This is a genomic window from Actinomadura sp. 7K507 (genome assembly GCF_004348425.1).
GTDB lineage: Bacteria > Actinomycetota > Actinomycetes > Streptosporangiales > Streptosporangiaceae > Spirillospora.
The window spans coordinates 1-26276 of sequence record NZ_SMKK01000018.1 but is presented as its reverse complement, the minus strand read 5'-3'; the positions used below and the strand labels follow the sequence as shown (position 1 = coordinate 26276).

General features: G+C 71.3%; 22 protein-coding genes. 10 read left to right on the top strand and 12 right to left on the bottom strand.

What is annotated here, in order from left to right; translation table 11 throughout:
- Window positions 1–37: 37 nt before the first annotated feature.
- A complete protein-coding gene (locus E1285_RS06625) occupies window positions 38–457 on the top strand; it encodes an ATP-binding protein (RefSeq protein WP_132149138.1) in 420 nt (139 codons plus the stop codon).
- Between the two features lie 48 nt (window positions 458–505).
- On the opposite strand, the gene E1285_RS45375 is transcribed toward E1285_RS06625, so the two are convergent.
- From E1285_RS45375 to E1285_RS06610, 3 genes are all read right to left on the bottom strand, one after another.
- Window positions 506–1180 carry a choice-of-anchor P family protein gene (locus E1285_RS45375; RefSeq protein WP_165966485.1) on the bottom strand — a complete coding sequence of 225 codons (675 nt, stop codon included), beginning with the start codon at window positions 1178–1180 and terminating at the stop codon, window positions 506–508.
- Window positions 1181–1235: 55 nt separating this feature from the next.
- The gene (locus tag E1285_RS06615; RefSeq protein WP_132149133.1) at window positions 1236–2081 is read right to left on the bottom strand and encodes a L,D-transpeptidase; all 846 of its coding nucleotides are present in this window, start codon (window positions 2079–2081) and stop codon (window positions 1236–1238) included.
- 150 nt (window positions 2082–2231) lie between these two features.
- Window positions 2232–2705: a MarR family transcriptional regulator gene (locus E1285_RS06610; protein WP_132149131.1), complete on the bottom strand. Its 474-nt coding sequence runs from the start codon at window positions 2703–2705 to the stop codon at window positions 2232–2234.
- A gap of 99 nt (window positions 2706–2804) precedes the next feature.
- Between E1285_RS06610 and E1285_RS06605 the strand changes: the two genes are divergently transcribed.
- On the top strand, window positions 2805–3989 hold the full coding sequence (locus E1285_RS06605) for a PP2C family protein-serine/threonine phosphatase (RefSeq protein ID WP_132149129.1): 1185 nt from the start codon (window positions 2805–2807) through the stop codon (window positions 3987–3989).
- Here E1285_RS06605 and E1285_RS06600 read toward each other — a convergent pair.
- Genes E1285_RS06600 through E1285_RS06590 form a run of 3 tightly spaced genes read right to left on the bottom strand, consistent with a single transcriptional unit; the run spans window position 3973 to window position 7361 of the window.
- A complete protein-coding gene (locus E1285_RS06600; protein WP_132149127.1) occupies window positions 3973–4410 on the bottom strand; it encodes a response regulator in 438 nt (145 codons plus the stop codon). The genes E1285_RS06605 and E1285_RS06600 overlap by 17 nt on opposite strands.
- 30 nt (window positions 4411–4440) lie before the next feature.
- Complete coding sequence (locus E1285_RS06595) at window positions 4441–6162, bottom strand: ATP-binding protein (protein ID WP_132149125.1); 1722 nt, start codon at window positions 6160–6162, stop codon at window positions 4441–4443.
- Entirely contained in the window at window positions 6162–7361 is a 1200-nt protein-coding gene (locus E1285_RS06590; RefSeq protein WP_243722607.1) for a fused response regulator/phosphatase, read from the bottom strand. The genes E1285_RS06595 and E1285_RS06590 overlap by 1 nt, the downstream gene beginning before the upstream one ends.
- Window positions 7362–7695: 334 nt before the next feature.
- Here E1285_RS06590 and E1285_RS06585 point away from each other — a divergent pair, with 334 nt between their 5' ends.
- Both E1285_RS06585 and E1285_RS06580 read left to right on the top strand, forming a co-directional pair.
- Complete coding sequence (locus E1285_RS06585) at window positions 7696–8349, top strand: sigma-70 family RNA polymerase sigma factor (RefSeq protein ID WP_243722606.1); 654 nt, start codon at window positions 7696–7698, stop codon at window positions 8347–8349.
- Window positions 8346–9494, top strand: a complete 1149-nt coding sequence (locus tag E1285_RS06580; protein WP_132149123.1) for a CU044_5270 family protein — start codon at window positions 8346–8348, stop codon at window positions 9492–9494. The genes E1285_RS06585 and E1285_RS06580 overlap by 4 nt, the downstream gene beginning before the upstream one ends.
- A gap of 78 nt (window positions 9495–9572) precedes the next feature.
- Here the strand turns inward: E1285_RS06580 and E1285_RS06575 are convergent, their stop codons facing one another.
- Window positions 9573–9875: a hypothetical protein gene (locus tag E1285_RS06575; protein WP_243722605.1), complete on the bottom strand. Its 303-nt coding sequence runs from the start codon at window positions 9873–9875 to the stop codon at window positions 9573–9575.
- A 372-nt stretch (window positions 9876–10247) separates the two neighbouring features.
- Between E1285_RS06575 and E1285_RS06570 the strand changes: the two genes are divergently transcribed.
- Both E1285_RS06570 and E1285_RS06565 read left to right on the top strand, forming a co-directional pair.
- Complete coding sequence (locus tag E1285_RS06570; RefSeq protein ID WP_132149121.1) at window positions 10248–12335, top strand: RNA degradosome polyphosphate kinase; 2088 nt, start codon at window positions 10248–10250, stop codon at window positions 12333–12335.
- Window positions 12328–13260 (top strand): NUDIX domain-containing protein, encoded by a 933-nt coding sequence (locus tag E1285_RS06565; protein ID WP_132149119.1) that lies wholly within the window; start codon window positions 12328–12330, stop codon window positions 13258–13260. Before E1285_RS06570 ends, E1285_RS06565 begins: the two co-directional genes overlap by 8 nt.
- Here the strand turns inward: E1285_RS06565 and E1285_RS06560 are convergent.
- From E1285_RS06560 to E1285_RS06540, 5 genes are all read right to left on the bottom strand, one after another.
- Window positions 13226–14719, bottom strand: coding sequence for a CYTH and CHAD domain-containing protein (locus E1285_RS06560; RefSeq protein WP_132149117.1), 1494 nt, complete (start codon window positions 14717–14719; stop codon window positions 13226–13228). The two genes, E1285_RS06565 and E1285_RS06560, sit on opposite strands and share 35 nt — an antisense overlap.
- Before the next feature lie 176 nt (window positions 14720–14895).
- A complete protein-coding gene (locus E1285_RS06555) occupies window positions 14896–16140 on the bottom strand; it encodes a lipase family protein (protein ID WP_132149115.1) in 1245 nt (414 codons plus the stop codon).
- A 130-nt stretch (window positions 16141–16270) separates the two neighbouring features.
- Window positions 16271–16873, bottom strand: a complete 603-nt coding sequence (wrbA, locus tag E1285_RS06550) for an NAD(P)H:quinone oxidoreductase (RefSeq protein WP_132149113.1) — start codon at window positions 16871–16873, stop codon at window positions 16271–16273.
- A complete protein-coding gene (locus tag E1285_RS06545; RefSeq protein ID WP_132149111.1) occupies window positions 16870–18171 on the bottom strand; it encodes an MFS transporter in 1302 nt (433 codons plus the stop codon). Before E1285_RS06545 ends, wrbA begins: the two co-directional genes overlap by 4 nt.
- Window positions 18172–18257: 86 nt before the next feature.
- Complete coding sequence (locus tag E1285_RS06540; RefSeq protein ID WP_132149109.1) at window positions 18258–19205, bottom strand: NAD(P)-dependent oxidoreductase; 948 nt, start codon at window positions 19203–19205, stop codon at window positions 18258–18260.
- 407 nt (window positions 19206–19612) lie between these two features.
- On the opposite strand from E1285_RS06540, the gene E1285_RS06535 reads away from it, so the two are divergent.
- The 4 genes from E1285_RS06535 (at window position 19613) to E1285_RS06520 (ending at window position 26114) form a co-directional block, all read left to right on the top strand.
- A complete protein-coding gene (locus E1285_RS06535; RefSeq protein WP_132149107.1) occupies window positions 19613–21556 on the top strand; it encodes a histidine kinase in 1944 nt (647 codons plus the stop codon).
- 404 nt (window positions 21557–21960) lie between these two features.
- Entirely contained in the window at window positions 21961–23907 is a 1947-nt protein-coding gene (locus tag E1285_RS06530; protein WP_165966484.1) for a histidine kinase, read from the top strand.
- 4 nt (window positions 23908–23911) lie between these two features.
- Window positions 23912–24400 (top strand): hypothetical protein, encoded by a 489-nt coding sequence (locus tag E1285_RS06525; protein ID WP_243722604.1) that lies wholly within the window; start codon window positions 23912–23914, stop codon window positions 24398–24400.
- Window positions 24401–24539: 139 nt separating this feature from the next.
- Window positions 24540–26114 (top strand): CocE/NonD family hydrolase, encoded by a 1575-nt coding sequence (locus tag E1285_RS06520; RefSeq protein ID WP_207946446.1) that lies wholly within the window; start codon window positions 24540–24542, stop codon window positions 26112–26114.
- Window positions 26115–26276 lie beyond the last annotated feature (162 nt).

Below are 26276 nucleotides of genomic sequence, written 5' to 3'. Positions count from 1 at the left end.
GGGAAATCTGGCTGCTAGAGGAACGGAGGCAAGTGGCATGGAGGTCGTTCTTGAAATGACCCTGCCGAGGAACGCCGAGAGCGCTCCGCTGGTGCGGCACACGCTCGATGCCTCTCTCCGCGGGCTCGGCGTCGGCTGCGAGATTCGTGCCGATATCGCGCTTGCTCTGGGGGAGGCGTGCGCGAATGTCATCCAGCATGCCGCGAACGGGAAGGACTACGAAGTCCGGGCGCGGATGGACGGGGTGAGGTGCGTCGTGGAGGTCATCGACGGGGGGCCGGTGGACGGCGCCGCGGTGGCCGCCGAAGACGAGTGGGGGAATGCGAATGTCGCGCCCTTGGCCGAGCACGGTCGGGGGATTCAGTTGATGCGGGCGTTCACGGAAGAGTTGCACATCGCCGATCGCGTCCACCGGGACGGTGCGATCGTGCATTTCGAGAAGTCGCTGGCGGGCTGACGGCGACGGCCCGGGGGAGTGTCCCGCCGGGCCGCCACCGCGCCTGGGTCAGCCGGTGACCGGAAGGTCGTGCTCGACCGGGGTCGGGGCCGGCGCGTCGGACGGACGCTCGGACGGGCCGCCGGCCTTGCCGCAGGTGGCGGACGCGGCCCGGACGGTCGCGGGCTTGCCGGGCAGCGGCAGGTTGAGCTCCATCGCGGTGACGGCGAGCCGGCCGTCGGACATCCGCTGCTGCTTGTTGAGGACCAGCGAGGCGCGTCCGAGGCCCTCGACGTCGACCGGGACGGTGGTGTTGGGCGGCGGGGAGGCGTCCAGGCGCTTGCCGGCGATGACCGCGCGGGCCAGGTGGGCCGAGCCGCGGCCGCCGTCGCACCTCGCGGTGACGGCGCCGGCCAGCAGCTTCGCGGCCGGGACGGAGAGGTCCGTGACGGACGAGCGGGCACGGGCGGAGGACGCGCTGACGTCCAGCGCGGACGCCTTGACGAGCTTGGTGCGGTCCTCGCGCACGAGGCTCTTGCGGACCGTCTCCGTGGTGGACGAGACGGCGGGCACCGGCGGGACGGCGACCGGCCCGGAGGCGGTCAGCCCGTAGGCGGAGCCTTCGGCGCCGTGCGGGGCGGCGGCCACGGCCGGGGTCCCGACGGCGGCGAGGCCGGGCGCGATGAGACCGGTGGCGAGCAGGCCGGTGGTGGTGAGCCGTCTGGCGATATGGCGATGGCGCATGGGATGTCTCTCCGATTCTTTGATCTGGCCGATTCTTTGATCTGGGGCGTGCCGGTCAGCCGTTGATGTAGACCAGGGATCCGAGCGGGACCTTCGACAGGGCCTTCAGCGCGTCGGGCGGCACCCGGACGCAGCCGTGCGTGACGGCCTGGCCGAACACGGAGGCGTCGGGCCAGCCGTGCAGGGCGACCGTGCCGGGACCGCCGCCGAAGGTGTCGAGGGTCGCCGAGTGGGCGCCGAGCGGCAGGACGATCGAGCTCGGCGACGTCTTCTTCCGGACGAGCGTGGCCATGACGAACGTCCGGCCGGTCGGCGTCGGGGTCTCGGCGCCGCCGATCGCGACCTTCCACCGGCCGACCTGCCGTGCGGACTTGAGCAGCGTGAGCCGCCGCTCGGCGAGGTCGACGCGGACGGTGTAGGGCGTGCGGGCGGTCCGGAGCCCGGCTCCGGAGATCCAGCCGCTCGCCCGGTTGGGGCGGCTCGGCAGCAGCACCCGCCGCCAGCCGCCCGAGGTCTCGACCACGGGGACCCAGGTGGGGCCGTCCAGCTGTTCGGCGGGAAGGGTGGCGACGCGGCGCCCGTCCGGACGGTCGAGCACCGGCACCGCCTTGGCCGGGTGCACGACCAGGCCGTCGGTGGCGCCGTCCGGTGCCGGGTCTTCCGGGGCGCCCTGGACGGTGGTGAACGTGGTGGCGTCGGGGACCTTGGACGCGGCGGCCTCCCCGCCCGCCGTGCCACTGCCCGCCTTGCCGCCGCCCGCCTTGCCGGCACCGTCCCCCGCCGAGGCCGTGCCGCCGGACGAGCCGCCGCAGCCGCCGAGCAGCAGCGCGGCGGCGGCCGCCGATGCCAGCGCGGTGCTGACGGCACGACGGGAATGCCGCGGGGAATGAATGGTCGCCATGAACGGCGATGCTAGCGGCGGGGAAGGGGGCCGTATCGAGAATTGCGAAAAGGACACGGAGTTGGCTTGAAGGAATGGCGACATTCCCAGACTTTATGGAATTTGCTCCAGCTTCCGACCTATCCGGCGAAAACGGATTTTCGCGGCGGCTCAGGCGGGCAGGGAAAAGGAATCGCCGCCGGCGTCGGGCTTGGAGGCCGCCTCATGGAACTCGCTGAGCCCCCACAGCAGCGCGGCCCGCGCGGGCGCCGGCATCGAGGCCAGGACCCGGGTCAGCTCCTCGCGCCGTCGCAGCCGGAGCCGGTCGAGCAGCGCCTGCCCGTCCGCGCTGAGCCGCACCGTGACCTCGCGGCGGTCCCGGCCGGAGTCGCGGGTCAGCAGCCCGGACGCCTCCAGCCGGTCGCACAGCCGGCTCGCCGACGACACCAGCGCGCCCAGCTGCTCCGCCAGCCGGCTGACGTTGACGGGCCCGCGCTCCACCACGAACAGCGCGCGCAACTGCGTCGACGGAACAGGCACATCGGGGGCATTGTGTGCACGTCCCCAGACGTTCATCAGGGTGGAGGCGGCGTCATCGAGCGCGGCCGCGGACTCCACGGCCTCCTCACCCGGCGTGTCCACCATGCCTTCCACTGTTACACACCCTGTCGCTCACGGCATCCGGGGCGCCACGGCCCACCCGGCCGCGTGGGCGACGCCTGCTCCGACCCGACGAGGAAACCGATGCTTGACGAACCGGCCGAGAAGGATTTCCAGGTGCTCGCCCAGGCCATCTGGGCGGCTCCCTCGCACGAGCTGATCGATGTGGCGAACGCGCTGATCGACCGGCACGCGGGCGGGGACGACGTGGAGATCCGGCTCATCGACTACCGGCAGGCCTTCCTCGTCCCGACCGTCCGGGGGCGCGAGGACGTCCCGGTCGACAACACCGCCCCCGGGCGGGCGTTCGCCTCCCAGCAGACCCTCCGGGAACCCGCGGGGGAGGACGGCGGCCGTCCGGTCCATCTCCCCCTGACCGTCCAGGGCGAGCGTCTCGGCGTGCTGAGCATCCGCCTCCCGGACGGCGGGCCGCCGTGGCTGGAGGAGTTCGCCGGCACCCTCGCCCGCGCCATGAAGATCGCCAACCAGAGCACGGACCTGTTCCGGCGCATCCGGCGGCGGACCCGGCTGACGCTGGCGGCCGAGATCCAGTGGGACCTGCTGCCCGCGCTGTCCTGCGACACCGCCGAGTTCCACCTGGCCGGGCAGCTCGAACCCGCGTACGCGGTGTGGGGCGACAACTTCGACTGGGCCGTGTCCGGGGAGCGGCTCACGCTGACGGTCAGCAACGGGATGGGGACCGGGACGGACGCCGCGGCCCTCACCCACCTCGCGATCAGCGCGCTGCGCAACGCGCGGCGGTCCGGCGCCGACATCACCGAACAGGCCGCCCTCGCCGACGAGACGCTGTTCGCGCGCCACCGGGGCGACCGGCAGGTGGCGACGCTGCTGCTGGACTTCGAGTTCGCCACCGGACGGGTCCGGGTGGTCGACGCGGGCTCGCCGAGGATCCTGCGGATGCGCGGCGGCGCGACCACCGGCATCGGGTTCGACGCGCAGATGCCGCTCGGGATGTTCGGCGACACCCGGTACGTGACGGAGGAGTTCACGGTCGAGCACGGCGACCGGCTGGTCATCGTGAGCGACGGGGTGCACGCCGCCCTGTCGCCCGCCGGGGTGCCCTACGGAAGATCCGCGCTGACCCAGGCGTTGCGGGCGACCCGGATGCAGGAGCCGCCGGAGGCCGTCCGCACCATGATCCGGCAGTTCGTCGCCTACCACGAGGAGACCGAACCGGCCGACGACGCGGTGATCGTGTGCGTCGACTGGAGGGCGCGCGGCGACGGCGGGATCAGTGCGGAAGTTTGACCACCGTCACGAAGAAGTCGTCGATCCGGCGGACGACGGAGATGAACTGGTCGAAGTCGACCGGCTTGGTGACGTAGGCGTTGGCGTGCAGGTTGTAGCTGCGCAGGATGTCCTCGTCCGCCTCCGAGGTGGTGAGCACGACGACGGGGATGCGGCGCAGGTTCTCGTCCTGCTTGATCTCCTGGAGCACCTCCCGGCCGTCCTTGCGCGGCAGGTTGAGGTCGAGCAGGATCAGGTCGGGACGCGGGACGTCCGCGTACTCGCCCTCCCGGTGCAGGAACGCCATGGCCTGCTCGCCGTCGTTGACGACGTGCAGGGTGTTGTTGACCTTGTTGTGCTCGAACGCCTCGACGGTCAGCAGGACGTCGCCGGGATCGTCCTCGACGAGCAGGACCTCGATCGGGCGCGGGCCTTCGTTCATCTGCGTGTTCCCCGTTCAGTGGCTGTGGGCTCAGGCCATGTGGTCAGTGGTGGCGTCACCGGAAGCGTCCGCGCCGGGACTCGGCTGCGCCGGCAGGTGGTCGTCCGGCAGGTGGTCGTCCGGCAGCGTCCAGTGGAACGTGGTGCCGGGGTCGTCGCCGTCGCCGCCGGGGTCGAGCCAGATCCGGCCGCCGTGGAATTCGACGATCTTCTTGCACAGGGCCAGGCCGATGCCCGTCCCGGTGTACTCGTCGCGCGGATGGAGCCGCTGGAAGATCAGGAAGATCCGGTCGGAGTGGCGCGGCTCGATGCCGATGCCGTTGTCGGCGCAGCGGAACTCCCACTCGTCCCCGCTGCGGCGGGCGTCGATGGTGACGCGGGGCGGCGCGTCCTCGCGGCGGAACTTGATCGCGTTGCCGACGAGGTTCTGGAAGAGCCGGGTGAGCTGGGCGCGGTCGCCGGGCACGTGCGGCAGGTCCCCGACCTCCACCTCGGCGCCGGTCTCCTCCCGCAGGGCGGACACGTTGTCCAGCGCCTGCCGGGCGACCTCGTTGAGGTCGATCGACTCCTCCAGACTCGACAGCCGGCCGACGCGGGAGAAGCTCAGCAGGTCGTTGATGAGGGCCTGCATGCGCTTCGCCCCGTCCACGGCGAACGCGATGTACTGCTGCCCCCGCTCGTCGAGCTGGTCCCCGTACCGGCGTTCGATCATCTGGCAGAAGCTCGCGACCTTGCGCAGCGGCTCCTGGAGGTCGTGGCTCGCGACGTAGGCGAACTGCTCGAGCTCGGCGTTGGAGCGGCGCAGTTCCTCGGTCTGCTCGTCGAGCTGCCGGGACTGGTCGACGGTGGCCCGCCACTCGTCGATGATCCGGTCGCGCATCGCGTCGATGATCACCGCCAGCTCGTTGATCTCGGCCGGGCCGCGGACGTCCAGCGGATGCCCGAAGTCGCCGTGGGCCACCGCGCGGACCCGGCCGGTCAGCGACGACACCGGGTTCAGGACCGTCCGGCGGAACAGCAGGGCCAGGGCGAGGGCGGCCACCACGACCAGGGCGAGCGCGATGATCGTGGACCACATCGCCATGTCGGCGCGGGAGTGCAGCCGGCGGGCGCTCCGCTCGTGCAGCGCGGTGATACTGGCCTGCAGCGGGGTCATGTCGCCGCGCACCTGGTTGAGCAGCCGCCGTGCTTGCCGGCTCTGCTCGGGGTCGACGCCCTGGCCGCCGGGCCCCGCCGCCACCCGGTCGGCGTAGGTGCTCCGCCACACCTCCGAATCGCGGACGGCCTTGTCCAGGTGGCGGAAGACGGTCTGGTGGCCCGGTACCGCGCTGAGCAGCCCGCGCATCCTCGCGGCGGACGCCGCCTCCTGCTCGACCGCGGCGCGGTACTCGGTGAGGCGGGCCGCGCCGCCGTCCTGGGCGTAGTCGCGGATCGCCGCGTCCTGGGTGGTGACCGCCGACGAGAGCCGGAACTGCTCCAGCGCCGCCGGATCGACCTTGTTGATGAGTTGGTCGCGCGCCCGTTCGTTCTGGTAGAGCGCCGAGCCGGCCTGCGCGAACGCCAGGAGGAGAAGCAGGCCGAGGACGACCGAGCCCATCCGGTAGATCTGGACGAGCCGCAGGCGGCTCATCCCGTGCGCATCGAGGACGTCCGCCTCCGGGAGCACGACCGCCGGCCCGGAGATCGTCAGCCTGCGCTCCGGGTCGATGCGCGGCAGCGGTGTCCCGTCGTCCTGCGGCGGGCCGGTGCTCATCAGCCGTCCCCCTGGCTCAGCAGGAGCACGGCCAGGTCGTCGGACAGGACGTCCCCGTTCAGGCGCTCGGCCTCCGCGATCAGCCCGTCGATGAGCACGTCGCCTCGCCGGCCGTCCCTGTACGCGATCTTCGTCAGCTCCATCAGTCCGGAGAGGTCGAGATACCCGCCGGCCTCGCCGGCATACCCCTCGATCAGCCCGTCGGTGTAGAGCAGCAGCCCCCAGGAGTCGCCGAGTTCGAGGTCGATCGCGGGCCAGTCGACGCCGGGGATGAGCCCGAGCGCCGGGCCGCGCGGCTCGTCCGGGACGGCCTCGACGCCATCGGGGCCGAAGAACAGCGGCCGCGGATGGCCGGCCCGGTGCATCCGCGCGCTGCGGCGGTCGGGGGCGATGGTCACCGTGCACACGGTGGTGAAGATCTCCTCGCCCCACCGTTCGTGCTGGAGGACGGCGTCGAGGGTGTCGAGGAGCCGCGGCCCGGTGTGGCCCGCGAGCACGAGCGTGCGCCACGCCATGCGGAGCCGGACTCCGAGGGACGCCTCGTCCGCGCCGTGCCCGCTGACGTCGCCGATCACGACGTGGACGGTGCCGTCCTCGGTCTCCACGGTGTCGTGGAAGTCGCCGCCGAGCAGCGCCCGGTCGCGTCCGGGCCGGTACCGGGTGTGGTGCCGCAGCGTCGTGTCGTTGAGGATCGGGACGGGCAGCAGCCCGCGTTCGAGCCGCGCGTTCTCCCGGCTGAGGGCCCGCGCCTCCACCAGCTGCCGCTCGGACTCGTCGGCGCGCTTGCGCTCGATCGCGTAGCTGATCGCGCGGGTGAGCAGCGCGCCGTCCACGTCCTGCTTGACGAGGTAGTCCTGGGCGCCGGCGGCGACCGCCTCCACGCCGACGTGCGCGTCGGCGAGGCCGGTCAGCACGAGGACGGCGATGGACGGGGCGTGGGCGTGCATCTGGTGCAGCGCGTCGAGGCCCTGCGCGTCCGGCAGGGACAGGTCGACGATGACGCACTGGATGTCGAACCGCAGCGCGTCGAGCGCCTCGGCGAGCGTGGTGGCGACGGTTATCCGCACACCGGGCTGCGCCTCGGCCAGCAGCTCCTCGAACAGGAACGCGTCGCCCGGGTCGTCCTCGACGAGCAGCAGGTGGGGGGATCCCGCCACGCCGAGGAGCCGTTCGGCGCCGCGACTGTGCATCGCGGTCATGGTTTCAGCTCCTTCGGCCCGGCGCTGCCGCGCGCATGTCAGGCGGGGGTAGTTGTTTGTCGCTGTGCAAATATAAGGGAACCAAGGCGATGTGACGCACCCGAACGGGGATGTTCCACCCGAAACGGAGACTCCGTCTGCCCAACCGTACTTGCGCGGCCCGTGGTAGCGGGCGCTCGCGATCCACACGTGGCCGGCACCGGGCGGAACCCAGTGACCCCGGGGGCGCGTACCTGACCACCCCGCCTCATCGATCTGCCCCGGTACGTAACGATGGCGTTCCCCGGACCACTACCTGGTGACGTGAACATCCGGACCGGCGGAGGAGCAGGCGGTGGCAGACGAAGCCCCGGACGAACCGGCGGGCGGTGCGCGCGACCCCGACGAACGGCGGTTCACCGCGATCTACGACGAGTGCCGCCAGCGCGTGTGGGCCTACGCCGTCACCCGCGCCGGGCGGCAGGTAGCGGACGAGGTGGTGAGCGAGACGTTCGCCGTGGCGTGGCGGCGGCTCGCCGACATCCCCGACCCGGCGCTGCCGTGGCTGCTCGGCGTCGCGCGGAACGTCCTGCGCGACGGTCACCGCGCGGACGTGCGGCGCGAGTCGTTCGCCGATGAGATCGGACGGTGGACCGCGCGTCCCGTCGGCGACATCGCCGAGGAGGTCGCGGAACGGCTCGCGATCCTGCGCGCGATGGCGACGCTGCCGGAGGGCGACAGGGAGATCCTGATCCTCATCGCCTGGCAGGGGCTGGCGCCCCGCGAGGCCGCCAGGGTCGTCGGCTGCTCGGCCGCCGCGCTGCGGGTGCGGCTGCACCGGGCGCGGCAGCGGCTCGTCCGCGCCACGGAGGCCACGGAGGCCACGGCGCGCACGGAGGCCACGGAGCCCGCGGCGCGCACGGAGGCCGCGGCGGGCGGATCGGCCGCGGCGGCCGGGCCCGCCGGAACACGTCGCCAGGTCGGGATCATCGGTGAGGAGATGTCATGAGCGAAGTGCTGCGGACCCTGCGGGAGGCGCGGCCCGCCGAACTGCACCCGGACGTGCCGGTCGACGGGGACGTCCGGCGGATGGAACTGGCGCGCGCGATGGCCGCCGGCCCCGGCACGGCGGCGCCCCGTACGGAGGCGCCCGGAAAACCAGTGCGCAGGCGCGTCCGCCCGATGTGGGGCCTCGGCCTCGCCGGGGCGGTGGCGGCCGGTGCGGTGGTCGCGGCGACGCTGGTCTCACCCGGCGAGCCCGCGTCCGGGGACGGGGCCGGGCCCGGGGAGGCACTCGACGCGAAGACCATCCTGCTCGCCGCCGCCGAGAAGGCGGACGGGCAGACCGACACGATGCGCGCGTACTGGCACGGGGTGGCGATCGTTTCCCGTACCTACATGACGGGGAGTGCCGGTGCCCGCTACGCGATCGTGACCAGGGACAAATCCGAGATCTGGAGGCCGGGCAAGAAGGGCGTCAAGGCACGGGAAAGGTCCCAGTACCTCGGCGCGAAGCCCGCGACGATGGCGGACCTGGTGGCGTGGCGGCGCGCGGGATCACCGGACGAATTCAAGGTGACGACGACCACCGGCGCCGGGGCCACCAAGCCGCACACGGTGAAGGCCGCGCCCGGTCCTGTCACGCGGAGACCGGCACCGGACGGCGGCCACTGGCCGCTCTTGATCCCCCAGAACCTGACCGTCGAGGACTTGCGGTCGCTGCCGTCCGACACGGAAGGGCTCAAGGCTCAGTTGATGCGGTGGCGCGAATCGATCCGCATCGAGAGCCTGGGCCGGCCGCTGGGCATCGACGAGTGGCTCTACCAGGTGGGCCGTGGCCTGGTGATGTTCATGCCGGTGCGCCCGGAGGTGCGGGCCGCCGGGTTCCGGATGCTGGCCGCGCTCCCGTCGGTGAAGTCCATCGGCGAGGCCGAGGACCCGCGGGGCAGGAAGGGGAACGCCATCGCGGTCGACGAGAGGACGCCCAGCGGCGTGATCCGGCATCAGTTGATCATTGATCCGTCCACCGGTACCGGGCTGGCCAGCGAGAACATCATGCTCAAGCCGGCGGCGGGGGTGGAGCTCCCCGCCGGGTGGAAGCTCGACTCCACGGCCATGGTCGGCGCGGAATGGACGGACTCGCCCCCACGGTGAACCCGTTTATGGAAGGGACGGCGCCCACCCGGCGGCGTCCCTTTCGGGCGGCCGCGGGAGTTAGTGATCGGGATGTGATCAGGCGCTTTTGGGGGTGTGGCGGGCGGTTTTCTGGGCGGCTCTGCGCTGGGCGGCGCTCGCCCTGGCGCGGTTGAGGCTTTCCCTGACCTTGGCGGCGCCGCGCGCCGCGGTCACGGTGTCCTTGGCGCGGCCGGCGTAAACCGCGAGGACCTCCGCGACGGGCGGCGGCTGCCATTCCTCCTTCAGGACGACGGGCAGGACGGGGATGGTGGTGGCGGCGGAGTTTCCAGGCACGGGGACGAGCGCGAGATGCGATTGGCAGTGCGGGCACTGCGCCCCCGGATGGGTGTCTCTGCTCATAACACGAATCATTACGTAAGGGTCTGACAAAACAAGGGCCACACAAGGGTCACGCCCTTTGGGAAGGGTCGGCGCCCGAACTCGCCGGCCGTCTCGCCGTCCCCTACGTACCCCGGGCGAGCCGCACACACCCTCTTGGCCGAACCGTGGCCGGGCTCGCGGGCCGGGCGGCCGGAGGACGTCCGGCGCCCGGCGGCCGCACGGGCTGCTCGCGACCAGGTTCCAGGCCCCTGGGCGATCACCGAGCCGCCGGGCGGACACGGCAGAATAGGGAGTGATCAGGGGGAACCCGGGGCATGATCGAAGTGTCTGATACGTGGGCGAAACAGCCGAGTTCAACTCCCGTTCATCTGCTCAAGGAAAATTATCGGTATGACCGTCAACCCGGGGCAACTCCCCCATCCCGCCGAAGCGCTGCCCGACGACCGCTTCCTCGACCGGGAGGAGAGCTGGCTCAGGTTCAACCAGCGCGTCCTGGAACTCGCCGAGGACCCGGCGCTGCCGCTGCTCGAACGGGTCAGATTCCTGTCGATCTTCTCCAGCAACCTGGACGAGTTCTTCATGGTCCGCGTCGCCGGCCTCGCCCGCCGGATGGCCACCGGGCTCGCCGTCCAGTCCGCCAGCGGCCGGCAGCCGCGCGAGGTGCTCGAACGCACCGGCGAGGTCGCGCACGAGCTGATGGGGCGGCACGCCGCCTGCTTCCGCGACGGGATCCGCCCGGCGCTCGGCGACGAGGGCATCGACATCCTGCGCTGGGACGGGCTGGCCGAGACCGAGCGGGAGAGCCTGCGGCGGATGTTCCGCGACCGGATATACCCCGTCCTCACCCCGCTCGTCGTCGACTCCGCGCACCCGTTCCCCTACATCTCGGGCCTCTCGCTCAACCTGGCGGTGATCGTCCGCGACCCGGAGACGGACGCGACGATGTTCGCCCGCGTGAAGGTCCCGCCGCTGCTGCCGCGCTTCATCGAGGCGTCCCCCGACCGGTTCACGCCGCTGGAGGACGTCATCGCCGCGCACCTCGGCCAGCTGTTCGTCGGGATGGAGGTCGTCGAGCACCACGCGTTCCGCGTGACCCGCAACCAGGACCTGGAGATCGACGACGACATAAGCGAGGGGCTCCTCCAGGCGCTGGAACGCGAGCTGCTGCGCCGCCGGTTCGGCCCGGTCGTCCGGCTGGAGGTCGAGGAGTCGATCTCCGAGGGCGTCCTCGACCTGCTGACCTCCGAGCTCGCCGTGGACGACGGCCAGATCTACCGCGTCGTCGGCCCCCTCGACCTCGGTGGCCTCGCGTCCATCGCCGACCTCGACCGGCCGGATCTGAAGTACTCCCCTTTTGTCCCGTCGAAGGAGGCGCTGCCCGAGGATGTGAACATCTTCTCCGCGATCCGTGAACGGGACGTGCTCGTCCACCACCCCTACGACTCGTTCACCACGACCGTCCAGCGGCTGATCGAGGACGCCGCGACCGACCCGCGCGTCCTGGCGATCAAGCAGACGCTCTACCGGACCAGCGGCGACTCCCCGATCGTGGACGCGCTGATGAACGCCGCCGAGGCCGGCAAGCAGGTCGTGGTCGTCGTCGAGCTGAAGGCCCGTTTCGACGAGCGTGCCAACATCGCGTGGGCGCGCAAGCTGGAGACGGCCGGCTGCCACGTCGTCTACGGGTTCGTCGGGTTGAAGACGCACTGCAAGCTCGCGCTGATCGTCCGGCAGGATGCCGAGGGCCAGCTGCGCCGCTACTGCCACATCGGCACCGGCAACTACCACCCGAAGACCGCGCGGCTCTACGAGGACTTCGGGCTGCTGACCGCCGACCCCGAGGTCGGCGAGGACGTCAGCGCCCTGTTCAACCACCTCACCGGCTATTCGCGGCAGAGTTCCTACCACCGGCTGCTCGTCGCGCCGAACAGCCTGCGGTCGGGGCTCGTCCAGCGGATCGAGCACGAGATCGACAACCGGCGGGACGGGCATCCCGCCCGGATCCGGATCAAGTGCAACTCCCTCGTGGACGAGGTGATCATCGACGCGCTCTACCGGGCGTCGCGGGCCGGGGTCCCGGTGGACGTCTGGGTCCGCGGCATCTGCGCGGTGCGTCCCGGCGTGCCCGGCCTGTCGGACACCATCCGGGTGCGCAGCATCCTCGGCCGGTTCCTGGAGCACTCCCGGGTGTACACGTTCGAGAACGGCGGCGAGCCCGAGGTGTGGATCGGCAGCGCCGACCTCATGCACCGCAACCTCGACCGCCGTGTCGAGGCCCTCGTCTCCGTCACGGACCGGGCGCAGCGGGACGAGCTGATGTCCCTCATCGACCGGGCCATGGACGACGGCACCGGCGCGTGGGCGCTCGCAGGCGACGGCACGTGGACGCGGCTCACCGCTCGTCCCGGTGAGACCCTGAAGGACATCCAGACCCATCTGGTCAAGAGCCGCCGGTGGAGGACGGTCGTCGATGCCTGACAGCGGCACCAGGCCCGCGGCGGACGTCATCAGGGCCGCCGGCGCGCTGCTGTGGCGGGACGGCCCCGAGTTCGCGCTGATCCACCGTCCCCGCTACGACGACTGGTCGTTCCCCAAGGGCAAGGTCGACAGGGGTGAGCACATGCTGCGGGCGGCCGTCCGGGAGATCGAGGAGGAGACCGGCATTGTCGCCCGCCTCGGCCGCCGCCTGCCCACGATCACCTATCCGATCGGAGAGCGGACAAAGCTGGTCGACTACTGGGCCGCCCGCCCGGCCGCCGCGGACGCCTTCACCGCTAACGATTTCACCCCTAACGACGAGGTCGACGAGGTCCGCTGGCTCCCCGCCGAGGAGGCCGAGGCCAAGCTCAGCTACCAGCACGACATCGACATGCTCCAGGAGTTCCTCCGCGGCCCCCTGGACACCACACCGCTCGTGATCCTGCGGCACGCGTCAGCCGGGGAGAAGGAGGACTGGCACGACGCCGACGAACTGCGCCCGCTCGACGCCGCGGGCCGCGCCGAAGCCGCCGACCTCGCGTGCCTCCTGCGCGCCTACGGGCCCGCCCGCCTGATCAGCTCGGCGACGGCCCGGTGCCTGGACACCGTCCTGCCCTACTCGCGGCGGACCGGCACGTCCATCGTCACCGACCCGGCGTTCACCGTCGGCGACACCGGCCCCGACATGGCGGTGGAGAGGCTGCTGACCCTGGTCGAGGACGGCGTCCCCACCATCGTGTGCACCCACGGCGAGGTCGTCTCCGAACTGGTCGAGGGTCTGTGCAAGGAGATGGGGGAGAAGGTCCCGGACGACCCGAGCCTGCGCAAGTCGGAGTTCTGGGCGGCGCACCTCGCCGGAGGCTCGATGCCCGCCCTGGAACGCCACTCGCCTAAAACGACGGCCCGAGGGTCTGCGACCACGTAGTCGACAGGCGGTCCCGTGCCGCCTCGGACGCGCACTGTTCCTTCCCGTACAGGACGCCCAGCGTGAACGCCTCCGCCGGAACCCTGGTGCGCTTGGCGGCCGCCCCCAGGTGCTCCATAGCGATCACCCCGTCCTGGTGGCCGCCGAGGACTTCCTGGATGCGCTTGGCGTCCTTGACCACCCTCTTCGCGCCCACGCCCAGCACCGGCACCGCGAGCTCCGCCGCGTACCGCGCCCGCTTGGCCGTCTTGCGGGTCTCGTGCCGCGCCTCGTCGGGGTCGTCCGCCGTACTGATCGACGCGTAGTCCTTGGCCAGGCGGTTCCACGCCCGCGTGACGAGACCGGGCAGCTCCTTGCGGGCCTTCCGGTCCGCGGCCTCCGCCAGCGGCGGGTCGGCGATCAGCCCGTCGAGCGCGTCGAGCAGCGCGAAGTACCTCGGCTCCTTCAGGCTCGCGTTCATCCGCCGGTACGCGGCGCGCTCCCGCTTCTCCAGGTCCTCCAGGAGGAACGCGGGCGCCTCCGCGAAACGCATCCGCAGCACCTCGAGGTCGCGCACTTCGCCGAGGACGGCGGCCAGCCACCGCAGTTCCGGCCCCAGCGCAGCGATCCGCTCCTCGTCCAGGACGGCCCGGTAGCTGCGCAGGATGCTCCGCAGCCGCCGCGACGCCACCCGCATCCGGTGGACGGCGTCCTCCTCGCCCAGCCGCGCCTTGGGATCGAACGCCACCACGGCCTCGACCTGCTCGGCGAGGTAGGCCACCACGACCTCCCCGGTCGTGACGCTCGGCCCCTTCCCGTTGGACGTCGCCGCCGTGATCCGCGACCTCGCCGCTGCCCGCGCCGCCGCGGACACCGACGGCACGACCGCCTCACCCAGGAGCCGCCCCAGCTTGGACGACGACTTCCCCTTCTTGGCGCCGCTCTTGCGCAGCCGCTTACCGGCCGCCTTCAGCAGTTCGGGCGTGCCGTCCTTCAGCTCGACCTCGATCTCCCGCCACCGCTCGGGCTCCCCGTTCGTCCCGCCGCGGCCGGTCACCAGGTCGTCGGCGACCTCCACCAGCTCGTCCCCGTTCTCGGCGAGCAGCCGGACGACCGTCCTGCGGGTCTCCAGCGTCGCGACCGGGCGCAGCTCCTCGCCCCGCGTGTACGCCGAGACCAGCCCGGCGAGCTGCGCCGGGACGACCAGCGGCCGGCCCAGCGGCGCCCGCAGCTCGTGCTTGCCCTCCGGCCCGGCGGGCATCTTCAGATGCCATCCCGCGTCCGTCCCGCCCCGGCGGCGCCGCAGCGTGATCCCGTGCGCCGCGAGCCGCAGGTCGGCGGTATCGAAGTAGCTGGCGTGCAGGTCGTGGACCTCGGGCTCCCCGGCCGACGCCACCCCCGGCAACCCGTCCAGCTCCGGCAGGACGAAGTCAGCGGCGGCATCGTACTTCTGCTCGATCTCGAGATGCCTCTCGGCCACGCTCAGCTCCTCCTAGACGACCCGTCAACCAACACGCGCTGGTGACAAGCATTCCACGCCCAGGTGAACAACGACAGAAATCTTGCTTCCGACCCCTCTGCGCCCAGCCCGCGCGGGCGGCGTCAACTGCGGCGGGTCGGGCACCGACCCGCCGCAGTGTTCCACCGCCCCGTATCTCAGGAACAGGACGAAGGGGCGGGCTTTCCGGCGAAACGGCCGGCGGTCCAGGTGAGGATGTCGGGCATCGCGCCGTCGTCGATGCCGACCACCTGCCCGGGATAGGTGTCATGCCCCAGACCGGGATATGTGCGGTAGTCCACGTGTGAGCCGGCCGCGCACATGTCGGCGGCCAACCGGTCCGTGAGCCGCCTCGGGAGGACGACGTCGGCCTCGCCCTGCAGCAGCAGCACCGGACCGCCGACCGGCCTGTGCCCCACGGAGTTGGTCGCGAGGTGGCGGGCGAAGCGCCGCTCCCGCAGGGCGCCGGGCTTGACCAGCCGGTCATCGCTGAGGCCGCCGTAGACGGTGCTCACGACGGGCAGGCAGTCGGTCCTGGTGAAGCTCAGACGTGCGAGCGCCGGTGCCGCGAGGAGCCGTCCGATCGGCAGTCCCGGTTCGGACGCCTTCGCCCCCGCGGCGACGAGTGCGACGAACCCGCCCAGGCCCGGCGCGGTGGACATGTGTTGTATGGCCGCCCGCAGATCGGCGCCCGGGGAGGTGACCACGGAGCCGAGGTAGCCGGGCTCGGCACGGACGCGCTGCCGTTCGGCGACGGCGAGCGCGGCGTGGCCGCCCTGCGAATGGCCCCACACCACCCAGCGCGAGGACATACCGGGTATGGCCGCGTGCGCCGACCGCATTGCGTTGATCACGTCGTTGGCCGCGGCGCGCCTGTTGAGGAACTCGTGGCGGCCCGTGGCGCCCAGCCCTGCATAGTCGGGGGCGACGACAGCCCACCCCCGTTCCACGAAGCGGGACATCTGGTCGCCGTGGTAGATGTCGCGCATGAGCGAGGGGGCGCAGTTCCGGCCCACGCCGCTGGTGCCGTGAGCGTCGACGACCACCGGCCAGCCGCCCTTGGGAGGGGTGCCGGGCGGAACGAGCACCACCCCTGATGCCGCCACATCACGTCCGCGGGACGTGCGGGAGTGGTAGAGGATCCGCGTGGCGGCCAGCGGGCGGCCGTCGACGACGTAGTCGTCGGCGGGTTCGGTACGGATCGGCGTGCCGGCCGGCCGGTGCGGCAACGGTTCGGGCGCGTCGTAGAAGGCGGTTCTGGGGAGCGCGTTCCGCGCCTCCATCTCTCGCGCCTCCTGGCACGCCCGGTCGCAGAACGCGGGGGCCGCGGCCGCCGGTACCGCAGTGGCCAGCAGTGCCGTGCCGAGAACGGCCGCCGCGAGGGCGGGACGGCGGATCTTCATGATGGTCGCTCCTGACTACCCGGCTCCCCGGGATGGCCGACGGCAAGGCAGGCCGGTGTGCAGGTGATTTCGGTGGCGGTCGTCCGCCTGCGCGTACGCACCGATGCGGCGACGGTCCTGGACACGGGGCTCAGGCGGCGCGGCCGAGACCGAGCGTCGTGGCCACCTGCGTGATGCGCCGGGCCTGGTAGCGGGCGCCTTCCAGGACCTGCTCGCCGGGGGGCCCCTCGTCACCGAGGTGGGTCGTGCCATAGGGGGTTCCGAGGTCGTGCTGGATGCCGTCGGTGTAACCGGGCGGGACGATCACTCCTCCCCAGTGGTAGAACACGTTGTGCAGTGACAGCAGAGTGCTCTCGTGGCCGCCGTGGCGGGTGCCCGCCGAGCCGAACGCGCCGTAGACCTTGTCGGCCAGCAGGCCCTTGTACCAGGCGCCGCCGGTGGCGTCGATGAACTGCTTGAGCTGGCTGGCCATCGCGCCGTACCGGGTCGGGGTGCCGAGCAGTACAGCGTCCGCCCAGATCAGGTCGTCCACCACGGCTTCCTGGATGTCCTTGGTGCGCTCGGCGTGCTCGGCCCACTCGGGGTTGCCGGCGATGGCCTGGGCGGGGGCGAGTTCGGCGACCTTGCGCAACCGCACTTCGGCCCCGGCCTTCTGCGCGCCCTCGGCCGCCGCGACGGCGAGGGCGTGCACATTGCCGGTGGCGCTGTAGTAGATGACCGCGACATTGGTCATGGTGCTGTTCCTTTCGTTGTGGTGTGCGCTGGAGGTTGCGGTGTGCGGACGAGCGCGAGGACGCTCAATGCCGCCAGCACGGCGGCCATACCGATGGCCAGCCGCATCCCGGTGACGGTGTAGCCGGGCAGCGCCCAGAGGGTGGTCGCCAGCGCGGGGCCGAAGGCGATGCCGACCTGGCGGACCAGACTGGTCGACGCCCCGGTGGTGCCCAGCAGGTGCCGTGGTGAGTTGTTCATCGCCATGGTCTGATTCGGCCCGGCGAGCAGGCCGGCGCCCACCCCGATGATGGCCAGCCGCCAGATCAGGTCGGCCATGCCCCATGTCTGCGCCAGCGGGACCATCAGGGTCACCCCGAACGTGATCAGCACGGCGCCCGCGCCGGCCACCCGGCGCGGAGTGAACCGGTCCGCGAGGGCACCGCCGATCAGACCGAAGGCCATCGTGGCGAGCGGGAACGCCAGCATGGTCAGTCCCACCTCGGCGGGCGTCGCACCGGCGGAGCGCTGCAGGTGGAACGGGACGAGGAACGCGATGACCATGACCGCGGTCATCTCGGTCAGGAGCACCAGGTGCGGGCCCGGCATGCCCGGTGCCCGCAGCAGCTCCCGGACCGCGCCGCTGCTGGGATGCCGGTACCAGAGCAGGGCGAACGGGAGAGCCAGCGGCGCCAGCACCAGCCAGCCGGGTCCATGCTCGGCGGTGAAGGTCAGCGACAGCATCAGCGCGATAGCGGTCATCGCGAGCAGTCCGATCTCCGCCAGGAAACCCCTGCCCGGCACGCGCAGCGCCGGGCCCGACGGCAGCCGCGTGAGACCGATCGCGATCACGATCAGGCCGACGGGCACGTTCAGGTAGAAGATCCACTGCCAGCCGGCGTGCTCGACGAGCAGCCCGCCGAGGACCGGCCCGCTCACACCGCCCAGCGGTCCGAGCGTCATCACGATCCCCATGGCGCGCCCCCGCTGATCCGGCCGGGACGCCACCGTGGTCAGCACCGGGATCAGCGCGAACAGCACCGCGGCGAAGGCGCCCTGGAGCACCCGTGCCGCGATCAGCCAGCCGATGCTCGGCGCCAGTCCCACGGCCATGCTGGTGAGGACGAACCCGGACACGGCGAAGAGCAGCGCGTTCCGGTGCCCCACCCCGTCCAGCCACCGCCCGCTCGGCAGCGACAGGGCGATCATCGGAAGGACGTAGCCCAGGACGACCCACTGCGTCAGGCTGGTGCCGATGCCGAACTCGTTCTCGACCGTCGGCAGCGCGATGTTGACGGCCGTGGTATCCACCTGTGCCATGAACACCGCGATGCCGGTGGCCGCGATGACGAGCCAGTCGGTTCGCTGCGGCGCTCGTGCACTGGGCCCTGCCGGCTGAGTCGCCGTCACTGCGACGCGTCCGCGGCGGCCGTTCCGCCCAGCTCCGCGGCGAACCCCGTGCGCCACGACGCGTACCGCAACTCCCAGTCGAGCGTGTCTTTGGCGCGTGTATTGTCCGCTCCGCGCAACTCGGACATGAAGGCCACACCCCACGGACCGACTGCGAACCGCGCGAGGACGGCTGGGACGCTCTTTGGCCGGGGAGCGTCGATCATTGTCGCCAGGAACGGGAGCCACTCGCTCATCCGGGCCGGCTCATCGTCGACCACGTTCAATACACCGGTCTCGTCCCCGTCCAGGGCTGCGACGACGGCCGCTGCGACGTCGTAGGTGTGCGAGAACGAGAACGTCGCGGTGCCACCGCCTACCAGGGGCAGCTTCCCTGCTCTCACCTGACGGACGAACGACCCGTTCGGCGCGTAGATGGTCCCCGGCCCGTACAGATGGCCGAGTCGCAAGACCAGCCCGCCGGCGTCCCGGGTGGAGCGCTCCAGCTCTCGGAGGGCCGCCAGGACGGGGACGAACGGTTTCGGCGGCCGGTGCCACAGCGGGGCGGCCTCACTCGCAGGGCCGTCTCCACGAGGGTCGTACGCGTAGGCGAGACCTTGCGCGATCACGCGCTTGACACCACTGGCCGCTGCGAGCAGGTTTCGTGTGCCCTCGGTGCGGAGCCGGTTGGTCAGCGCGAACTGCTCGGCGAGCCGCTTCGGATCGATCTCCGGCGGGATCGCGGTCAGCATGTTCACCACCGCGTCCGGGGCCGCCTCGTCGACCGCCCGTTCCATCGATGCGCGGTTCAAGGCGTCGCCGACGACGATCCGGACACCCGCCAGATCGGCATCGTCACCCGGAGCGTTCCTCGCCAGGCCGGTGACGTCATGTCCGGCGGCGACGAGGGCGGGAAGGAGTTGGCCGCCTATCACCCCGGTGGCCCCCGCAACCAGAACGCGCATCATTCCTCCCAGCGGTCAGCGGCGTGGATTCGCCGTTCACGCTCGCAGCGCGGGCCGGTCGCCACCAGTGCCCGGTGCACTGACCGACCGTCCAGATGCACCAACCCGCCATGCAGACTGCACATGCGCGGCGCGCGGAGGGTGCGGGGAATTCCGCCGGCACCGAACCCGCGAGTCGGCGGCGGCACATGCGAATCGCAGGTCCTTCGTCGGCACCCGCCAGCGATGAGCAGGCAGCAGCGTTGTCCGCACCCGGGGGCGTGGACGATCACGGCCTATAGTGAGTGCGTGGCGGGCGCGGCCACGGCGGTCGCCTCACACCGGCGCGGTGCGGCGGCGCGGTGCGGCGGCGCGGTGCGGCGGCGGCCCAGCCGGAATCAGCGCAGGGCCGGAGCGGGGGGTAGGTGGTGATACTCCAACCGCGGTTCGCCGGGCTGGTCGCGTTCGGGGTCGTCTTCCTGCTGTTCGCGACCCGGACCGTCTACCACCTGGAGGCGCTCGAACTTCACGCGAAATGGACTGCCGACCTGGTCGCGTTCTGTGTCGCGACGATCGTCGTTCTGGCCATCACCCTGGTGCTGGTCATCGTGCGGCGCGGGAACGTGGCGTTGCTGCTGGGCATCCAGGCGGCGGCGGTGTTCGCGCCCTACCTGGTGATCGGCCAGGGTTGGGGGCTGGCCGGCTCGGTGCTGTGTGCGAGCATCCTGCTGGCTGCGCCACGGCGCGCCCCCTGGGTGCCGTTCGCGGTGGTCGCCGCCGCTGACGCCGGGCTCGCCGGGTACCTCCACCCGTCACCCCTGATGTTTACGTATGTCTTGTTCGTCAACGTGGCCTACGGGTTCGCGATCTTCGCGGTCGTCCGGCTGACTCAGCTTGTGCAGCAGACGCATGAGGACGGGCGGCGGCTGGCCGGCATCGAGGTCGAGGCAGAGCGGTTGCGTGCGGCCGACCGTCTCCGCGCCGACGTCGGCGCCCGGCTGTCGACCCTCATCAGACAGACCCGAGAGGCGCTCGCGTCGCCCACGCTCGACCATCGCCGCCTGCCCCTTCTCGGTGGGCTCGCCCACCAGGCGGCCACCGATGCCCGGGCGATCGCCGACATCCACCGCAACCTCAGCCTGGCCGACTCGACGCCCGCGCGACAGCCACCCGTCGGCGTCGAGCTCCGGTTCGCCAGGTGGGCGCATCTGCTGATCGTGGCCAATTTCCTCGCCACCTCCCTCGTCAAGCTGTTCTGGGATTGGCGCGTCCCCGAACACGCGGCCGTGGGAATCGCCGTCGTCCTCGCGGCTGTGGTACTGCAGTTCTATCTGGGCTCTCCTCGGGTGGGCGGCGGGGTGCCTCGCTGGTGGCCGATCGCCCTGGCGACCCAGGTCGGCCTGCTCGCCGGCACCGCGCTGCTGGCTTCCTCCGCCGGAAGCGCAACCTCGGTCTTCCTGCTACTCGCCGGCGGCACCGTGCTCATCCGGGTTCGAGCACCGTGGTCGTGGGCCGCGCTCGCGGTGACCGCCGTCGCCTGCTTCGCATACCTGCACCACACCGAAGGGGTCTGGGGCGGGGCCTACGTGGCGATGGGCGTTCTGTACTGGGCTGCCGTCATCTACGCGTTGCACAACCTGCCCGAGGTCACCCGTCGTCTCCACGCCACCCGCGACGAGCTGACCCGGGTCGCCGTCGTCACCGAGCGGCTCCGGCTCGCTCGTGACATCCACGATCTGCTCGGCTTCCATCTGTCGGTCATCAAGCTCAAGATCGAGCTCGCCCTCCGGACCGGGGAGGCCGCTCCGGCCGAGGCTCGCGGCCACCTCGCCCAGGTGCGGCGCAGCGCCGAAAAGGCGCTCGCCGAACTCCGCACGTTCACCACCGCACTGGACAACGTCACGTGCCGCGAGGAACTCTCCGCCGCACGCGCCATCCTCGAAGCCGGCGGTGCCTCCGTCACCGTCAGGTACGACGCCGGCCAGATCCCTCGCAAGGTGGACAGCCTGATGGGGATCATCGTGCGCGAAGCGGCGACCAACATCATCCGGCACGCCAGGCCAGAGATCTGCACGTTCGAGATCACGGCTGCCGAGGGCGAAGTACAGGTGCGGATCACCAATGACGGCGCGGATCGCCCGCACCCGCAGGCAGACCACAGCCCGGCCGCCGGCCTGGCCAACCTCCGCGAGCGGACCGAAGCCCTCGGCGGACGTCTCACGGCCGTCACCGATCACGACACGTTCACCCTCGTCGCGTCTCTCCCCATCGAGGCCGCTCCGGTGCCACCGACCGCACCACGTGGAAGTGCAAAGTGCACGGCCAACGATGCAGCGGTCACTGTCCGCGAACCTGGCCGACTGCCAACGTAAGGGAATGAGCAGTCGCCGGCCCATGCGGGCCGGTTCAGCCGAGAAGGCAGGGGCACGCGGATCGGGTTCGGCGTTCACGCTCGCAGCGCGGGCCGGTCGCCACCAGTACCCGGTGCACTGACCGACCGTCCAGGTGCACCAGCCCGCCATGCAGACTGCACATGCGCGGCGCGCGGAGGGTGCGAGTTCCGCCGGCACCGAACCCGCGAGTCGGTGACGTGGCGAGTTCCGTCCGCACCCGCCGGGGGCGACGAGCAGGCAACAGCGTTTTCCGCCCCCGGAGGCGTGGCCGATCACGGCTTATAGTGAGTCGTGGGTTGCGGGCATGGCCACGGCGATCGCCTCCATGCCGGCGCGGTGCGGCGGCCCAGCCGGGATCAGCGCTGAGCCGGAGCGGGGGGCACGTGGTGATACTCCAACCGCGGTTCGCCGGGCCGGTCGCTTTCGGGGTCGTCTTCCTGATGTTCGCGACCCGGACTCTCTATCACCTGCAAGCGCTCGATTTTCACGCGAAATGGACCGCCGGCCTGGCGGCGTTCTGTGTCGCGACGATCGTCGTTCTCGCCATCACCCTGGTGCTGGTCATCGTGCGGCGCGGGAACGTGGCGTTGCTGCTGGGCATCCAGGCGGCGGCGGTGTTCGCGCCCTACCTGGTGGTCGGCCAGGGCTGGGGGCTGGCCGGCACGGTGCTGTGTGCGAGCATCCTGCTGACAGTGCCACGGCGCGCCTCCTGGGCGCCGTTCGCGGTGGTCGCCGCCGCTGACGCCGGACTCGCCGGGTACCTCCACCCGTCACCCTTGGTGGTGGTGTACGTCTTGTTCGTCAACGTGGCCAACGGGTTCGCGATCTTCGCGATCGTCCGGCTGGCTCAGCTCGTGCGGCAGACGCATGAGGACGGGCGGCGGCTGGCCGGCATCGAGGTCGAGGCGGAGCGGTTGCGTGCGGCCGACCGTCTCCGCGCCGACGTCGGCGCCCGGCTGTCGACCCTCATCAGACAGACCCGCGAGGCGCTCGCGTCACCCACGCTCGACCATCGCCGCCTGCCCCTCCTCGGTGAGCTCGCCCACCAGGCGGCCACCGATGCCCGAGCGATCGCCGACATCCACCGCAACCTCAGCCTGACCGGCGCGACGCCCGTCCGACAGCCACCCGTCGGCGTCGAGCTCCGGTTCGCCAGGTGGGCGCATCTGCTGATCGTGGCCAACTTCCTCGCCACCTCCCTCGTCAACCTGTTCTGGGATCTGCGCGTCCCCGAACACGCGGCCGTGGGGATCGCCGTCGTCCTCGCGGCGGTGGTACTTCAGCTCTATCTGGGCTCCCCCCGGGTGGGCGGCGGTGTGCCTCGCTGGTGGCGGATCGCTCTGGCGGCCCAGGTAGGCCCGCTCGTCGCCACCGCGCTGCTGGTCTCCTTCACCGGGCGCGCAATCTCGATCTTCCTGCTACTCGCCAGCGGCACCGTGCTCATCCGGGTTCGAGCACCGTGGTCGTGGGCCGCGCTCGCGGTGACCGCCGCCGCCCTCTTCGCATACGACCAGCACGAAGAAGGGGGCTGGGGCGGGGCGTACATGGCGATGGGCGTTCCGTACTGGGCCGCCATCATCTACGCGTTGCACAACCTGCCCGAGGTCACCCGTCGTCTCCACGCCACCCGGGACGAACTGACTCGAGTCGCCGTCATCACCGAGCGGCTCCGGCTCGCTCGTGACATCCACGACCTGCTCGGCTTCCATCTGTCGGTCATCAAGCTCAAGATCGAGCTCGCCCTCCGGACCGGGGAGGCCGCTCCGGCCGAGGCTCGCGGCCACCTCGCCCAGGTGCGGCGCAGCGCCGAACAAGCGCTCGCCGAACTCCGCACACTCACCACCGCACTGGACAACGTCACGTGCCGCGACGAACTCTCCGCCGCACGCGCCATCCTCGAAGCCGGCGGCGCATCCGTCACCGTCAGGTACGACGCCGACCGGCTCCCTCGCGAGGTGGACAGCCTGATGGGGATCATCGTGCGGGAGGCGGCGACCAACATCATCCGGCACGCCAGGCCAGAGATCTGTACGTTCGAGATCACGGCTGCCGAGGGCGAAGTACAGGTGCAGATCACCAATGACGGCGCGGACCGCCCGCACCCGCAGGCAGACCACAGCCCGGCCGCCGGCCTGGCCAACCTCCGCGAGCGGACCGAAGCCCTCGGCGGACGTTTCACAGCCTTCACCGATCACGACACGTTCACCCTCACCGCGTCGCTCCCCATCGAGGCCGCTCCGGTGCCGCCGACGGCACCACGTGGAAGTGCAAAGTGCACGGCGAACGATGCAGCGGTCACTGTCCGCGAACCTGGTCGACTGCCAACGTAGGGGAATGAGCAGTCACCAGCCCGTGCGGGCCGGTTCAGCCGAGACGGCAGGGGGCACCACCATGGTTTTCGAACCCACCGCGATCCAGAAAATCAGCGTCCGAGACGTACCCGAGTGGATGCAGGTCGGTGACCACCAGGCGTATGTCGGCTACATCGCGGATGAAGAGGAGGGTTCCAACCTCGGGTTGGCCTATCTCCGCTTCCGCGAAGGAGTGCGGTTCGACTTCCTGTGGGCGTACGACGAGGTCGCCGTCGTGACCAGGGGAAGTCTGACCGTACGCGTCGGGGGCGAAGTCGTGACGGCGGGAGTCGGAGAGTCGCTCCATATGCCGGCCGGTGTCCGCGGTGCCTTCGACATCCGCGAGGACGTGGAGGCGTTCTGCGTGCACTATCCGACCGACGGCAGAGCCGGTCGTGAGTGGCGGGGGCCGGAGCGTCTGCCCGCCGAGGAAGAGATCCGCCCGGTCTCGATCGACGAAGTCTGGACCTGATGGCCAGGGCTTCGTCGACCATCGCGTCATCGAGGCACGACAGCGTGAAAGGGCAGCGGGGATGAGCACAGCGATGGATCCGGGTCCACTGAGGCGGGCACTGGGTCGCGTCCGCAACGCTGTCCACCCGAATGTCACGGTGACGCCGCCGCCGGAAGGAGTGCACGTCGAATACGACGTTCCCGTACCGGTGCGTGACGGCGCCATCCTGCGGGTCGACGTCTACCGGCCACCCGGCAGCAGCGCGTCTCCCGTCATCATGTCCGCACATCCGTACGGGAAGCAGTACCGGCCCAAGCAGACCCGCCGAGGGTACCGGCCATTCCCCAACCTGCGGATCCTGCCGCAGTCACAGCCGATCTCCTTCTCGGCGTGGACCGGCTGGGAGGCGCCGGACCCGGCCTACTGGGTACCGCGCGGCTACGCCGTGGTCAACGCCGACCTGCGCGGATGGGGAACATCGGAGGGCACCGGAACGCTGCTCGGCGCCGACGAGGGCGAGGACTACCACGACCTGATCGAGTGGGTCGCCGCCCAACCCTGGTCCACCGGTCGGGTCGGCCTCAACGGCGTTTCCTACCTGGCGCTCTCCCAGTGGGCCGCAGCCGCGACGCGCCCACCGCATCTGGCCGCGATCTGCCCCTGGGAGGGCTTCACCGACTTCTACCGGGATGTCGCCAGACCGGGCGGGGTCCGCGAGAACGGCATGATGATCGTGTGGACCAAGGGCACCGCCCGCACCCGGCCCGACAGCTCCGTCGACCTGAGGCGGCAGCAGATCGCCAGACCGCTGCACGACGACTGGTGGGCTGAGCGTGACCGCGAGATCGAGAAGATCGACGTCCCGGCCCTGGTCTGCGCCAGCTTCTCCGACCACGGCCTGCACACCCGCGGCTCGTTCGAGGGGTTCCGGCGGATTGCCTCACGCCAGAAGTGGCTGTACACCCACCGCGCTCCGAAGTGGTCGGCCTTCTACGGCGACGACGCTCTCGCCGAACAGACCCGGTTCTTCGATCACTTCCTCAAGGGCGAGGAGAACGGCCAGGACGCGTTGCCCCCGGTCCGGCTGGAGGTGCGCGAGGACGCCGACACGGTGACATCGGTCCGGCGCGAGCGGCACTGGCCGCCGGACGGCACCACGTGGCAGCGGTGGCATCTGCAGCGGGACGGCGGCTTCAGCGACCGGCCCGGCCCGTCCCCCGCCACGTCGTCGTTCCGCACCCGCCGCGGAAGTCTCGTCCACCGCCACCGGTTCCAGACGGACACCGAGATCATCGGTCCGATGCGGCTCCGGCTCGCCGTCGAGGTCGAGGGCGGCGACGTCAACGTCTTCGCCGGCGTCCGCAAGCTCCACGGCGGCCGGCCCGTCGCCTTCGAGTCCGCCTACGGTTTCCGCGGCTCCCTGGTGACGAGCGGGATGCGCAAGGCGTCCCACCACATTCTCGACGCCGACGGACGACCGCGCGACGACGTCGCGGAACCGCTCCAGCCCGGCCAGATCGTTCAGCTGGAGATCGAGCTGTTGCCGTCCGCGACCCTGTTCAAGGCCGGTGAAGACCTCGAACTGGAGATCCAGGGCCGGTGGTTCCACGCCCGGAACCCGTTCACCGGGCAGTTTCCCGCCTACTACGAGAAGAGCCCGCGCGGGACATGCACCGTGCACCTCGGGCCGGGCCACGACACCTACCTCGAAGTTCCCGCACAGGCCCAGTAGCCGGACACGGCGAGGCATCGACCGCAAGGAGCGAGCATGCCTAGATCCATCCACCGGACCGGCGACACCCGCCGACGGCCGCTCTCGGATTCGCGCCCCGACGATCCGCCGATCGTCGCGGCTCTCCGCTACGGGGTCACCGCGCCCAGCGCGCACAACACC